The sequence below is a fragment of the Streptomyces sp. NPDC005141 genome (assembly GCF_053599975.1).
The window spans coordinates 1-13,249 of sequence record NZ_JBSFYW010000062.1 but is presented as its reverse complement, the minus strand read 5'-3'; the positions used below and the strand labels follow the sequence as shown (position 1 = coordinate 13,249).

Annotated in this window: 11 protein-coding genes and 2 tRNA genes; 9 read left to right on the top strand and 4 right to left on the bottom strand. The window is 68.4% G+C overall.

The window, feature by feature from the left end:
- Positions 1-40 precede the first annotated feature (40 nt).
- On the top strand, positions 41-496 hold the full coding sequence (locus ACWD68_RS33920) for an HD domain-containing protein (protein WP_451810290.1): 456 nt from the start codon (positions 41-43) through the stop codon (positions 494-496).
- Between the two features lie 184 nt (positions 497-680).
- On the opposite strand, the gene ACWD68_RS33915 is transcribed toward ACWD68_RS33920, so the two are convergent.
- A complete protein-coding gene (locus tag ACWD68_RS33915) occupies positions 681-1,856 on the bottom strand; it encodes an acyltransferase family protein (protein WP_451810289.1) in 1,176 nt (391 codons plus the stop codon).
- Between the two features lie 646 nt (positions 1,857-2,502).
- On the opposite strand from ACWD68_RS33915, the gene ACWD68_RS33910 reads away from it, so the two are divergent.
- Together ACWD68_RS33910 and ACWD68_RS33905 are read left to right on the top strand one after the other, a co-directional pair.
- Positions 2,503-2,697 carry a hypothetical protein gene (locus ACWD68_RS33910; RefSeq protein ID WP_010986847.1) on the top strand — a complete coding sequence of 65 codons (195 nt, stop codon included), beginning with the start codon at positions 2,503-2,505 and terminating at the stop codon, positions 2,695-2,697.
- 133 nt (positions 2,698-2,830) lie between these two features.
- The gene (locus ACWD68_RS33905; protein WP_451810288.1) at positions 2,831-3,274 is read left to right on the top strand and encodes an NUDIX domain-containing protein; all 444 of its coding nucleotides are present in this window, start codon (positions 2,831-2,833) and stop codon (positions 3,272-3,274) included.
- A 123-nt stretch (positions 3,275-3,397) separates the two neighbouring features.
- On the opposite strand, the gene ACWD68_RS33900 is transcribed toward ACWD68_RS33905, so the two are convergent.
- Positions 3,398-3,934 (bottom strand): hypothetical protein, encoded by a 537-nt coding sequence (locus ACWD68_RS33900; RefSeq protein ID WP_451810287.1) that lies wholly within the window; start codon positions 3,932-3,934, stop codon positions 3,398-3,400.
- 78 nt (positions 3,935-4,012) lie between these two features.
- Positions 4,013-4,086, bottom strand: a tRNA-Gly gene (locus tag ACWD68_RS33895).
- Positions 4,087-4,237: 151 nt separating this feature from the next.
- Here ACWD68_RS33895 and ACWD68_RS33890 point away from each other — a divergent pair.
- The 5 genes from ACWD68_RS33890 to clpX all read left to right on the top strand — a co-directional run bounded on the left by ACWD68_RS33890 (position 4,238) and on the right by clpX (position 9,175).
- Positions 4,238-4,314, top strand: a tRNA-Pro gene (locus ACWD68_RS33890).
- Between the two features lie 202 nt (positions 4,315-4,516).
- The gene (gene tig / locus ACWD68_RS33885) at positions 4,517-5,905 is read left to right on the top strand and encodes a trigger factor (RefSeq protein WP_451810286.1); all 1,389 of its coding nucleotides are present in this window, start codon (positions 4,517-4,519) and stop codon (positions 5,903-5,905) included.
- Positions 5,906-6,324: 419 nt separating this feature from the next.
- Positions 6,325-6,930 (top strand): ATP-dependent Clp protease proteolytic subunit, encoded by a 606-nt coding sequence (locus ACWD68_RS33880; protein ID WP_261708795.1) that lies wholly within the window; start codon positions 6,325-6,327, stop codon positions 6,928-6,930.
- A gap of 117 nt (positions 6,931-7,047) precedes the next feature.
- Positions 7,048-7,728, top strand: a complete 681-nt coding sequence (locus ACWD68_RS33875; RefSeq protein WP_266758730.1) for an ATP-dependent Clp protease proteolytic subunit — start codon at positions 7,048-7,050, stop codon at positions 7,726-7,728.
- A gap of 160 nt (positions 7,729-7,888) precedes the next feature.
- Positions 7,889-9,175, top strand: coding sequence for an ATP-dependent Clp protease ATP-binding subunit ClpX (gene clpX, locus ACWD68_RS33870; RefSeq protein WP_266758728.1), 1,287 nt, complete (start codon positions 7,889-7,891; stop codon positions 9,173-9,175).
- A 158-nt stretch (positions 9,176-9,333) separates the two neighbouring features.
- Here clpX and ACWD68_RS33865 read toward each other — a convergent pair whose 3' ends face one another.
- Complete coding sequence (locus ACWD68_RS33865) at positions 9,334-10,293, bottom strand: hypothetical protein (RefSeq protein ID WP_451810285.1); 960 nt, start codon at positions 10,291-10,293, stop codon at positions 9,334-9,336.
- 136 nt (positions 10,294-10,429) lie between these two features.
- On the opposite strand from ACWD68_RS33865, the gene ACWD68_RS33860 reads away from it, so the two are divergent.
- Entirely contained in the window at positions 10,430-13,081 is a 2,652-nt protein-coding gene (locus ACWD68_RS33860) for a valine--tRNA ligase (protein WP_451810284.1), read from the top strand.
- The last annotated feature ends 168 nt before the right edge of the window (positions 13,082-13,249 follow it).

Sequence of the window (13,249 nt, the reverse complement as noted above, 5' to 3'; positions counted from 1 at the left end):
ACGCGGCGGCAGCGGCCCGTACCGAGGAGACACTGATCCCGTGACGCAACCTCTCCTGACCCTGGCCGAAGTCGAAGCGCTCGCCCGCACGGCGCACGCCGCCCAGACCGACAAGGCCGGCCGCCCCTACACCGAGCACCTCCAAGCGGTGGCGGACGGCGTCCGCGATCGCGGCGGCGACGACGACCAGATAGCGGCGGCCTGGCTGCACGACGCCGTCGAGGACGACGCCCTCTCCGAGGACTGGCTCGGCGAAGCTGCGCTGACCCCTCGTACGAAGGACATCGTGCTGGCGCTCACCAAACAGGACGGCGAGTCCCCGGAGTCGTACGCGCGGCGCATCCGCACCACCCGGGGCGCCCTCCTGGTCAAGGCGTCCGACCTGGCGCACAACGCCGACCCGAGCCGCCTCGCGGTCCTCGACGAGCACACCCGGGCGCGACTGACGAAGAAGTACGCGACGATGCGCGCCCTGCTGGGGCTGCCGCCGGGCTGAACACCGGCGCTCCCCGCGGTTTCCGCGTGCGCGCCTCCGCGCCGTCGCGACAGGCAAAAGGGGCGGGCCAGGAAATCCTGGACCCGCCCCTCTCTTACGCCCCCCGGCCACACGCACGCGTCGGCCACACGCCCCCCGGCCACACGCCCCCCGGCCACACGCCCGCCGGCCACGCGTCGGCCGGCTACGCGTTGGCCTTCGCCCGCTCCCGTGCGAGGTCCGCCGCGTCCCGTTTGAAGGCCCACGCCATCTCCGGCTCCATCGCGAAGCGGAACACCCGCTGGACGGGCCGTGTGCACAGCACGGTCACGAGCGCGACCGCGGCGAAGGTCACGCACACCTCGCCGAGCGGCTTGTGCACCCACCCGTGGTCGAACCAGCCCCAGAAGTCGGAACCCTTGATCACGAAGCCGTGCAGCAGATAGCCGTACAGCGTGCCCGCGCCGAGCGCCGTGAACCACATCTTCCGCCGCGGCACCCAGGCGAAGAAGCACGCGGTGAGCACCAGCGAGCAGCCGTAGAGCGCGAGCGTCATGACCACACCGGACCACCAGGGAGCGCCCAGCTCCTGTGCGCTGTCGCGGTGGTAGAACCAGGTGGCGTTCATCCGCGGCGCCGCCCAGTAGCCCACGACCAGCGCCGCGGCCAGGATCGGCACCGACAGGACGCGCATCTCGCGGCGGCGCACCAGCTGGAAGTGCTCGGGCTTCATGAGCAGGCCGAGAACGAAGAACGGCAGGAACTGCAGCACCCGCTGGAGGTCCAGGTCGTCACCGATCTCGGGTGAGACGGCCGCGAGCAGGGCGAGACACAGGGCGATGGGAAGCGGCCAGCGGACCACCTTCCACAGGGGGGTCGTCAGGCGCCAGACGAAGAGTGCGATCAGGAACCAGGTGAGGTACCAGGGGTCGAGCAGGCTGATCTCCTGGTCCGTCACGCCGCCGGCCCAGCGGTTGAAGAGGGAGTACGCCGTCTCGAACAGGACGTACGGTACGACGACGCCGGTGACCAGCCGCCTCAGGCGGTCGGGGCGCATGTCGAAGCTGCGCGAGAAGTAGCCGGAGATGATGATGAAGGCCGGCATGTGAAACGTGTACACGACCGTGTACAGCGTCTCCGCGAAGCGGCTCTGACTCTTCAGCGGCTCCCACACGTGCCCCATGGCCACGAACGCGATCGCCAGGTACTTGGCGTTGTCGAAGAACGCGTCGCGCTGCTTGGCGGGCTTGGTGCCCGGCGCGGCACCGGTGGCGGTCGCGGGGACCTGGGGCGAGCGCGGGGCGGGCACCCCGCCCGTCAGCTGCTGCGCCGGAGGGAGCGGCGATCTGCGGTGGTCATGGGGTCGGAGCGAGTTGGTCACAGGCCCTCCCGCCAAGAACTCCGGGAGACGACCCTGGACCTCGCTGCGCGTTCGGGGGACGTGGCGGCGTGGAACATCTGAGGCACCCTAGCCTTGTCTGTGCGTTCTCGTAAAACGCCCGATGTCATTCCTGCTTATCGCCTGCGCCTACCCCGGATTTGGAGATGTGTGCCTACCCGTTCGCAAGTAGTTCCGGATACCGATTCGCTTACCAGGATGGGGCGTTCTGTCCCACTTCATGCTGACTAAGTAGTGCATAGCACCCGCGGGCGACTCTGGGGTTATGTCCGGTTCGGTAGGCTTTAGTTACCCGTCCTCGGTGTTCGCCGTGTGCCTGTGGCAACAATTCGAATTACCTGCGAACAAGATGTGTGGACACGGCAACGGTCGCTCTGAATTCCCTGTGTGACATGCCTTCGAATTGCGCTGCGGGGGCGCGCGTTCGACGTGTTCCGCGGGAGCCGGGGGACGGCTGCGCCGGTCCGTGCCGACGGGTCCCCGGTCCGTCCCCGGGTCTGTCCTTGGCCAACGATGCGTCACCTGTCGCATACGAGTGGCCTGTTGGTGGCACGATGGTTCTGGCGGGGGTGTGCGGGGCTGCACCTCCGGGCCGGGAGAGCGGACCGACCGTAGGGTGTGATCAGTTGTGGCCATTTCGCTGTCAGTGGTGCTGCTGTTGGCGATCATCCTCGTGGTGCTGATCCGAGGGGGATCGATCAAGGCGGGACCTGCCATCGTCGCGGTGCTCTTCGGCTTCTTCCTCGCGTCGACCGGCATGGCTCCGTCCATCAACCGGTTCCTCGATTCGATAGCGGAGACCATCAACTCGATCAGCTTCTGAACGGGACGCGACGAAACGCCCCACCGCCGGCCCGCGAACGCATGCGGGTCGCGCGGTCCCTGCCGGGCGGGTGCCGCCGTCTCCACCGGCACCGGCCACGGACACCTCTGTCCCCGAAGAGGCGGTGGTCGTGATGAAGGGGATGAAGGTCCGCCACAATGTCCGCGCGGTCCTGCGCGACGGGGAGCACCTGGTGTTCCTGCGCCGGGAATGGCCCGGCGGTGCCCCTTACTGCACCACCGTCGGTGGCGGCGTCGAACCCCGCGACGCCGGCCTGGAGGCGGCCCTGCGCCGCGAGGTCATGGAGGAGATCGGCGCCACCATCGGCCCGGTCGTCGAGTTCCTCACCCTGACCGAACCGGGCGGACGGACGACCGTCGTACGGCACTACTTCCGCGCCGATGTGCTGGAGATGGATCCGGACCGTCGCGACGGCCCCGAACTCGACGACCCCGACACGGGCGACTTCTCCACCGTCCGCGTCGCACCGGAGGCATCGGCCCTGAGGGTGCTCGAACTCCAGCCGCCCGAACTCGCCGCCTACCTGTGCGCCCACGCCGACGACTGGCGCACCTGACGGCCGACGCCTCGCGAAGCCCCCGTCCGAGGCGCGGAGGGCCGAGCCGGCCTCGGCGACGGAGACACGGCGTGGACGGCCGTGGCCGCTCGGAGACGGGGCGTGGCAGTCGCATGGGGGCGGTCAGGACAGAAGTGCCGTGACGCCCTTCACCAGCAGCGCGACCACCGTCACCACGACCGGTACGACCAGGGCCAATTCCACGACCCCGGGCGCCGGGGCCTCGGTCGGTTCGCCGGTGCGACCGGCGTCCGCCCGTTGCTCGCGGGCCCGCTCCAGCTCTTCGATCACCTTCTCGTGGCGGCCGAACGAGGGCCAGCGGCTGAACGCCTCGACCGGGATGCTCCGGTCCCCGTCCAGCGCGAGACTGAGGCTTGCGCCCCTGGCATCCCAGTTCAGGCTCCGCACCGCCTGCCAGGGAATCTCGTACGTCCGGTCGACGTTGCGGATCACCACGGTGGTCCGGTCGTAGCGCACGAGCGGAACGAGCTGGAATCTGCCCACGAACACCATGACGCTCAGCCCGCTGATCAGGCCCGAGACCTTCACGATCGTCACCTCCGGCAGGGAACGGAGGCCCAGCGCCACCGCGCCCGCCACGACCGCGATCGCCAGCGCGGCCAAGACCTGCCGGTCCCGCCAGGGCGCTATTCGATGCACGATCGCTCCCTTCGGTCGTCCCCGGAAACGACAAGGGCCAGGCCGAGGAATGAACCTCTGGCCTGGCCCTACGTCATATGGAGCGGGCGACGGGAATCGAACCCGCGTAGCTAGTTTGGAAGACTAGTGCTCTACCATTGAGCTACGCCCGCACAGGGTGCGCCGCAGGTCAGCGACCGCGGCACAGAAAGCATCGTAGCGGGTCGGACGCCCACATCGCACACCCCATTCCCACCCGCATCGGCGCTCGCGAAATGCGGCAGCCGCACTGCCTGCGGGCATGTACCCTACGTGTCGCACCGACGGGGTGTGGCGCAGCTTGGTAGCGCGTCCGCTTTGGGAGCGGAAGGCCGTGGGTTCAAATCCCGCCACCCCGACCACCGGCAGGAACCCGCCAGGGCTCCGGCCCGGACAAGATCACCTTTTGGGGCGTGTACCGCCTGCGGCTACTATGCAAGCTGCGTGCCCGTATGTCTGCAGTGTTACGTCTCTCAAGGGCCGCGAATCCGCCCAAGGCTCTGCCCGACCGGCAGCAGCACGCAGCAGAACCCCCCAAGAAGTCAGCCACAAGGAGACCGAACCGTGAAGAGCGCCGTGGAGACCCTGAACCCGACCCGGGTTCGGCTCACTGTCGAGGTGCCCTTCGAGGAGCTCAAGGACAGCCTCGACGCGGCGTACAAGAAGATCAACCAGCAGGTCACGGTGAAGGGGTTCCGGAAGGGCAAGATTCCGGCGCGCATCATCGACCAGCGGTTCGGTCGCGGCGCCGTGCTCGAAGAGGCCGTCAATGACGCGCTCCCGAAGTTCTACACCGAAGCGGTCAACGAGGCTGAGCTGAATGTCCTCGGACAGCCCGAGGTCGACATCACCGAGCTGAAGGACGGCGAGACGCTGAACTTCACCGCCGAGGTCGACATCCGCCCGGCCATCGAGATCCCGGACTACTCCGGCATCGAGGTCGAGGTCGACGCTGTCGAGGTCAGCGACGAGGACATCGAGAAGGCCGTCTCGGACCTGCGCGAGCGCTTCGCCTCGACCTCCCCGGTCGAGCGCGCCGCCCAGGACGACGACGTCGTCACCCTCGACCTGGAGGCCAAGGTCGACGGCGAGGTCCTCGAGGACGGCATCGCCAGCGGTGTCTCGTACACCATCGGCTCCGGCGAGCTGCTCGACGGCATCGACGACGCCGTGAAGGGCCTGGAGGCCGGTGGCGAGACCACCTTCGCCTCAGAGCTCAAGGGCGGCTCCGCCGCCGGCAAGGCGGCCGAGGTCACCGTCAAGGTCACCCAGGTCGCCGCCCGTGAACTGCCCGAGCTGGACGACGAGTTCGCGCAGCTCGCCTCCGAGTTCGACACCCTCGAGGAGCTCAAGGCGGACAGCCGCAAGCGCCTCGAGAACATGAAGCAGTACGACCAGGCCACGCAGGCCCAGGAGCGCGTCCTGGAGAAGCTGCTCGAGCTGGTCGAGGTGCCCGTCCCCGAGAAGCTGCTCGAGGACGAGATCAACACCCGCAAGCACAACCTCGAGCACCACCAGCTCGGCCAGATGGGCCTCGACCTCGCGAAGTACCTGGAGATCCAGGGCAAGACCGAGGAAGAGTTCGACGCCGAGACCAAGGAAGCCGCGGTCAAGGGCATCAAGACGCAGTTCGTCCTCGACGAGCTCGTCAACAAGGAGAAGCTGAACGTCAACCAGGAGGAGCTCACCGAGCACCTCATGCGGCGCGCCGCCTCCTCCGGCATGTCCCCCGACCAGTTCGCCCAGGCCGTCGTCGAGGGCGGCCAGGTTCCGATGCTCGTCGGCGAGGTCGCCCGCGGCAAGGCCCTCGCGGTCGTCGTCGAGGCCGCCACGGTCAAGGACACCAACGGCGAGGTCGTCGACCTCGACGACGAGGAGGACGAGACGGCCGAGACCGTCGCGGCCACCGAGGGTGCCACCGAGGCCGAGGCCGAGGACAAGCCCGAGGCCTGATCGCCTCGCCAGTACGCCCTGACGGGCCCCCGGGGGACTTCATGTCCCCGGGGGCCCGTCTGCGTTTTGGGGGCGCGAGGAACCGCGTGAGCGACCCCCACCGTGCCGCAGCCGCGTTCCCGGCCCCCGGCGCCCCGACGGGTGCGGCTTTTCACGGGTCGGGCGCCGCCGTCCGGCCCCTCGGACGGCGGCGCCCGAGACCCCGGTCGGACCGGCGCAGCGCATGCGCTCACAGCGAACAGTTCCCTCTGCGGGATTCCCCGGAGGGACCCGCGCGTTAGGGTCCATGAATACGAGGGCAGGGGAGACCCCGGACGCCGTCGGGAGGCGGCGCGGAACCCGGGGTCCCAGGCCCTGCAGAAGACGTGAGACGGCCCGGCGCCGTCGTAAGACGAGCAGGTGGATACGTGACGAATCTGATGCCCACAGCTGCCGGCGACCCCATCGGTGGTGGCCTCGGCGACCAGGTCTACAACCGACTGCTCGGCGAGCGGATCATCTTCCTCGGCCAGGCGGTCGACGATGACATCGCCAACAAGATCACGGCACAGCTGCTGCTCCTTGCCTCCGATCCGGACAAGGACATCTACCTCTACATCAACAGCCCCGGCGGATCGATCACGGCCGGCATGGCGATCTACGACACCATGCAGTACATCAAGAACGACGTGGTGACGATCGCCATGGGCATGGCGGCCTCGATGGGCCAGTTCCTGCTCAGCGCCGGTACCCCCGGCAAGCGCTTCGCCCTGCCGAACGCCGAGATCCTGATCCACCAGCCCTCCGCTGGTCTCGCGGGTTCGGCGTCGGACATCAAGATCCACGCCGAGCGGCTGCTGCACACCAAGAAGCGGATGGCGGAGCTGACCTCCTTCCACACCGGTCAGACCGTCGAGCAGATCACTCGTGACTCGGACCGCGACCGCTGGTTCGACCCGATCGAGGCCAAGCAGTACGGCCTCATCGACGACATCATGCCCACCGCTGCCGGTATGCCGGGCGGCGGCGGCACCGGGGCGGCGTAAGCCCCTCCAGTGCCCCCGAGGACGGCGCAGGGCCCTTCCCCGCCCCCGGGCGGCACAGGGCCCCTGCCGGGCCCTCAGCCGACCGCTCAGCCCTTTTCAGGCTTTTCAGGAGACACAGTGAACGACTTCCCCGGCAGCGGCCTCTTCGCCCGCACGCAGGCCGAGTACACCGGTCCTCGCGCGGAGTCCCGCTACGTCATCCCGCGCTTCGTCGAGCGCACCTCGCAGGGCGTGCGTGAGTACGACCCGTACGCGAAGCTGTTCGAGGAGCGCGTGATCTTCCTCGGCGTGCAGATCGACGACGCCTCCGCCAACGACGTCATGGCACAGCTGCTGTGCCTGGAGTCGATGGACCCCGACCGTGACATCTCGGTCTACATCAACAGCCCCGGTGGCTCGTTCACGGCCCTCACGGCCATTTACGACACGATGCAGTTCGTGAAGCCGGACATTCAGACGGTCTGCATGGGACAGGCGGCCTCGGCCGCCGCGATCCTGCTGGCCGCCGGTACGCCGGGCAAGCGCATGGCACTTCCGAACGCCCGTGTGCTGATCCACCAGCCCTACAGCGAGACCGGCCGCGGGCAGGTCTCGGACCTCGAAATCGCGGCCAACGAAATCCTCCGGATGCGTGCGCAGCTGGAAGACATGCTGGCCAAGCACTCGACCACGCCGATCGAGAAGATCCGCGAGGACATCGAGCGCGACAAGATCCTCACGGCCGAGGACGCCCTGGCGTACGGCCTGATCGACCAGATCATCTCCACCCGGAAGATGAACAACTCCGCGGTCGTATGACGTATCGCTGTATCGTCTGCCGCTCCTTGGCACGGTTCACGACAAAGTGAACCGCGCCAAGGGGGGCCCGGACGAGGGGCTCGGCAAGGTACCGTCGGACATAAGGCAGCACCAGGAGCCGCTGGACCTAGGCGTCTCCCAGGCGAAGGGGAAGCACACCGTGGCACGCATCGGTGACGGCGGCGATCTGCTCAAGTGCTCGTTCTGTGGCAAGAGCCAGAAGCAGGTCAAGAAGCTCATCGCAGGCCCCGGTGTGTACATCTGCGACGAGTGCATCGATCTCTGCAACGAGATCATCGAGGAAGAACTCGCGGAGACGAGCGAGGTGCGCTGGGAGGAACTCCCCAAGCCCCGCGAGATCTACGAGTTCCTCGAGGGGTACGTGGTCGGTCAGGAGTCGGCCAAGAAGGCCCTCTCGGTCGCGGTGTACAACCACTACAAGCGGGTCCAGGCCGGTGAGAACAGCGCGGGCCAGAACCGCGAGGACGCCATCGAGTTGGCGAAGTCCAACATCCTGCTGCTGGGCCCCACGGGTTCCGGCAAGACGCTCCTCGCCCAGACTCTCGCGCGCATGCTGAACGTTCCGTTCGCCATCGCCGACGCGACGGCGCTGACGGAGGCGGGATACGTCGGCGAGGACGTCGAGAACATCCTGCTGAAGCTGATCCAGGCCGCCGACTACGACGTCAAGAAGGCCGAGACCGGGATCATCTACATCGACGAGATCGACAAGGTCGCCCGTAAGAGCGAAAACCCGTCGATCACGCGCGATGTGTCCGGCGAGGGCGTGCAGCAGGCTCTGCTGAAGATCCTCGAGGGCACGACGGCCTCGGTGCCGCCCCAGGGCGGGCGCAAGCACCCGCACCAGGAGTTCATCCAGATCGACACGACGAACGTCCTGTTCATCGTGGGCGGTGCCTTCTCGGGCCTGGAGAAGCTCATCGAGTCCCGGGCCGGCGCGAAGGGCATCGGCTTCGGCGCGACGATCCGCTCGAAGCGCGAGCTGGAGTCCAAGGACCAGTTCGAGGACGTCATGCCGGAGGACCTGGTCAAGTTCGGCATGATCCCCGAGTTCATCGGCCGTCTCCCGGTGATCACCTCGGTCCACAACCTGGACCGCGAGGCCCTCCTCCAGATCCTGGTCGAGCCGCGCAACGCCCTGGTGAAGCAGTACCAGCGCCTCTTCGAACTCGACGGCGTGGAGCTGGACTTCGAGCGCGAGGCCCTGGAGGCCATCGCCGACCAGGCCATCCTCCGCCAGACCGGCGCCCGAGGCCTGCGCGCCATCATGGAGGAAGTCCTCCAGGCCGTGATGTACGAGGTCCCGTCCCGCAAGGACGTCGCCCGCGTCGTCATCACCGCCGACGTGGTCCTGAGGAACGTCAACCCGACCCTGATCCCGCGCGACGCGCGGGGCCGTGGCCCGGGGGAGCAGAAGACGGCGTAGCGACACCTCTACGACGAAGGGGCGCCCGGCGAGCAATCACCGGGCGCCCCTTGTCATTTCCCGGGACCGCCGTCCGCGGAGCCGAGTACGGCGCATCGCCGTGGGGCCCGGCCGATGGCCGGGCCCCACTCGCCGATTCCGTCCGCGGACGGGCGGCGTCAGATCTTGACGCGGACGTCCTTGCGCAGCTTCGCGGCGATGTCGGCCGCGGCCTCGGGCGTGCTGCCCTTGCCGGCCATCATGCTCGCGTAGTCGATCGGCATCACGAACCCGAGCGTGCTGTGGTCGCCCCAGATGCAGACCGGCATCGTGAACTCGCCGGGGCCGGCGCTGGCACCGGTGTCCGACGAGTCGTTCTTGATCTTGACTTCCTGGCACTTGAGGACGGCACCGTCGAGCGCGCTCGGGCTGTACGCCTTCGGGCTGCCGACGAGCTCGCCGTCCTTGGTTCCTTCCTTCTGCTGGTTCTTCTTCATCTCGGCGAACATGCTGTCGACGGTCGCCTCGGGGTCGTCGATGGTTCCCCAGACGCCACCGAACGAGATCTGCTTCATCGAGAGCGGGTTGCTCTCGTCACCCGACTGGTACGCGGCGCTGACGTCCTTGGGGTTCTTCACGCCCCAGCCCTCGGCGTCCTTCAGGTCGTTCTTGGTCATGCCGCTGCTGTCGCTGCTGTTGGTCGACTTCTTGTACTCGCCGCCGAGGACCTTCGCCGGCGTCGTCAGCTTGTGGGCTCCGTCGTCGGCCACGTCGGAGCCTCCGCCCCCGCTTCCGGCGAAGACGAGGTACCCGCCCACCGCGAGCACCGCCACGACGGCGACGGCGCCGATTATCAGGCCCGTCTTCTTCTTGCCGCCCGACGGCTCGGGCGGCATCGGGACCGTGCCGTAGGGGGGCTGCTGGCCGTACGGGGGCTGGCCGTACGGAGGGGTCGGCGGCTGGGCGCCCTGGGGAGCCTGCTGGGGATAGCCGTAGCCGGGCTGCGCGGGGGGAGCCTGCTGCGGGTAACCGTAGCCGGGCTGGGGGGCCTGCGGCTGCTGGCCGTAGGGGCCCGGCTGACCGTGCGGTCCGGGCTGCTGGGGCTGCCCGCCGTACGGGCCCGGCTGGTTGTAGCTCATTCCTGGGTTCCCCTCCAGATGCTTATGTGTTCCCAACATCCTGACGCACAGGTCACGCGCCCAAGTCCGCGGGGGCCGCACCGTTACGAAGTAATCGCGTTTCGGGACAGGGGCGTGACGCCTCTAAACTGACCCCGTGACCGAAAACGCTCAGCAGCAGCCATCAGAGCCCAACACCGAACTGCCGACCCAGTACGCGCCGGCCGATGTAGAGGGGCCGCTGTACGAGCGCTGGGTAGAGCGCGGTTACTTCGAGGCGGACGCGAAGAGCGACAAGCCTCCGTTCACGGTCGTCATCCCGCCCCCGAACGTCACGGGCAGCCTGCACCTCGGACACGCCTTCGAGCACACCCTCATCGACGCCCTCACGCGCCGTAAGCGCATGCAGGGCTTCGAGACGCTGTGGCAGCCCGGCATGGACCACGCCGGCATCGCCACGCAGAACGTCGTCGAGCGGGAGCTCGGCAAGGAGGGCAAGTCGCGTCACGACCTCGGCCGGGAGGCGTTCGTCGAGCGCGTCTGGCAGTGGAAGGCCGAGTCCGGCGGGCAGATCTCCGGCCAGATGCGCCGCCTCGGTGACGGAGTCGCCTGGTCGCGTGAGCGCTTCACCATGGACGAGGGGCTCTCCCAGTCCGTCCAGACCATCTTCAAGAAGCTCTACGACGACGAGCTGATCTACCGCGCCGAGCGCATCATCAACTGGTGCCCGCGCTGCCTCACCGCCATCTCGGACATCGAGGTCGAGTACCAGGACGACGAGGGCGAGCTGGTCTCCATGAAGTACGGGGAGGGGGACGAGTCCATCGTCGTCGCCACCACCCGTGCCGAGACCATGCTCGGTGACACGGCCGTCGCCGTTCACCCGAGCGACGAGCGGTACAAGCACCTCGTCGGCAAGCTCATCAGGCTGCCGCTGACCGAACGTTTCATCCCGGTCGTCGCGGACGAGCACGTCGACCCCGAGTTCGGCACCGGCGCGGTCAAGGTGACGCCCGCCCACGACCCGAACGACTTCGAGATCGGGCAGCGCCACAACCTGCCCAACATCGCCGTGATGGACGAGCACGCGGTCATCACCGTCCCGGGTCCCTTCCAGGGCCTGGACCGTCTCGAGGCCCGTTCCGCCATCGTCGCCGCCCTGCGCGCCGAAGGCCGGATCGTCGCCGAGAAGCGGCCGTACAGCCACTCCGTGGGCCACTGTTCGCGCTGCAAGACGACCATCGAGCCGCGGCTGTCCATGCAGTGGTGGGTCAAGGTCGGTCCGCTGGCGAAGGCCGCGGGCGACGCCGTCCGCGACGGCCGAGTCAAGATCCACCCGCAGGAGATGGAGAAGCGGTACTTCGACTGGGTCGACAACCTCCACGACTGGTGCATCTCGCGGCAGTTGTGGTGGGGCCACCGGATTCCGGTCTGGTACGGGCCGAACGGCGAGATCGTCTGCGTCGGTCCCGACGACGAGGCCCCGACGGGCGAGGGCTGGCACCAGGACACCGACGTCCTCGACACCTGGTTCTCCTCCGGCCTGTGGCCGTTCTCCACGCTCGGCTGGCCCGAACAGACCGAGAGCCTCGCGAAGTTCTACCCGAACTCCGTCCTGGTCACCGGCTACGACATCCTCTTCTTCTGGGTCGCCCGGATGATGATGTTCGGCCTGTACGCGATGGACGGCACCCCGCCGTTCCACACCATCGCCCTGCACGGCATGGTCCGCGACCAGTTCGGCAAGAAGATGTCCAAGTCCTTCGGGAACGCGGTCAATCCGCTGGACTGGATGGACAAGTACGGCAGTGACGCGCTGCGGTTCACGCTCGCGCGCGGCGCCAACCCCGGTGTCGACGTGCCGATCGGCGAGGACTGGGTCCAGGGCTCGCGCAACTTCGCCAACAAGATCTGGAACGCCACCCGCTTCGCGCTGATGAACGGCGCGACGGTCGAGGGTGAACTCCCGCCCGCCGAGAAGCTGTCGGCCACCGACCGCTGGATCCTGTCCCGGCTGAACGCCACGGTCGCCGAAGTGGACGCCCTGTACGACGACTTCCAGTTCGCCAAGCTGTCGGACGCCCTGTTCCACTTCGCCTGGGACGAGGTCTTCGACTGGTACGTCGAGCTGTCCAAGACGACGTTCATGGCGGGCGGCGAACCCGCGAAGGTCTCCGGCCGGGTCCTCGGCGAGGTCCTGGATGTGACGCTGCGGCTCCTGCACCCGATCGTCCCGTTCGTGACGGAGACCCTCTGGACCACCCTCACGGGCGGCGAGTCGGTCGTCATCGCCGACTGGCCGAAGGCGGTGTCCGTTCCCGGTGCCGAGGCGGCGGGCGGCTTCCGCGACACCGCCGCCGAGGGAGAGATCGAGGCGCTCCAGCGGGTCATCACGGAGGTCCGCCGCTTCCGTGCCGACCAGGGCCTCCAGCCGGGCCAGCGGGTCCCGGCCCGGCTGACCCTCGACGGGACCGCGCTGGCACCGCACGAGGCGGCCATCCGCCAGCTGCTGCGTCTTCAGCCGGAGGGCGAGAGCTTCTCGGCCACGGCGACGCTGCCGGTGGCGGGCGCGACGGTCGCGCTCGACCTGTCGGGCACGATCGACATCGCCGCCGAGCGCAAGCGTCTGGCCAAGGACCTCGCGGCCGCGGAGAAGGAGAAGGCCCAGGCGAACGGCAAGCTCGGCAACGAGGCGTTCCTGGCCAAGGCACCGGACCAGGTCGTGGAGAAGATCCGCACGCGGCTCGCCAAGGCGGACGAGGACATCGCCCGCATCCAGGAGCAGCTGGAGCGGCTGCCGGAGGCGTAGCCCGTCGCCCCGCTGAAGTGAAGGCCCCCTGGACCGTCCGGTCCCGGGGGCCTTCGTCGTACCCGGCCAGGTTCTCTCGCCCCCTCCGCACCCTCCGCCCCCTCCGCCCCTTCCCGTCCCGTACCCGGGGGCGACGACGGCCGGGGACCCGTTCTTCGACTCCTTCCC

Excerpts from the sequence above, each read along its gene's own strand:
- ACWD68_RS33865 (WP_451810285.1), bottom strand. The coding sequence starts at position 10,293 with ATGAGCTACAACCAGCCGGGCCCGTACGGCGGGCAGCCCCAGCAGCCC.
- ACWD68_RS33880 (WP_261708795.1), top strand. The coding sequence starts at position 6,325 with ATGCCCACAGCTGCCGGCGACCCCATCGGTGGTGGCCTCGGCGACCAG.
- ACWD68_RS33905 (WP_451810288.1), top strand. The coding sequence starts at position 2,831 with ATGAAGGGGATGAAGGTCCGCCACAATGTCCGCGCGGTCCTGCGCGAC.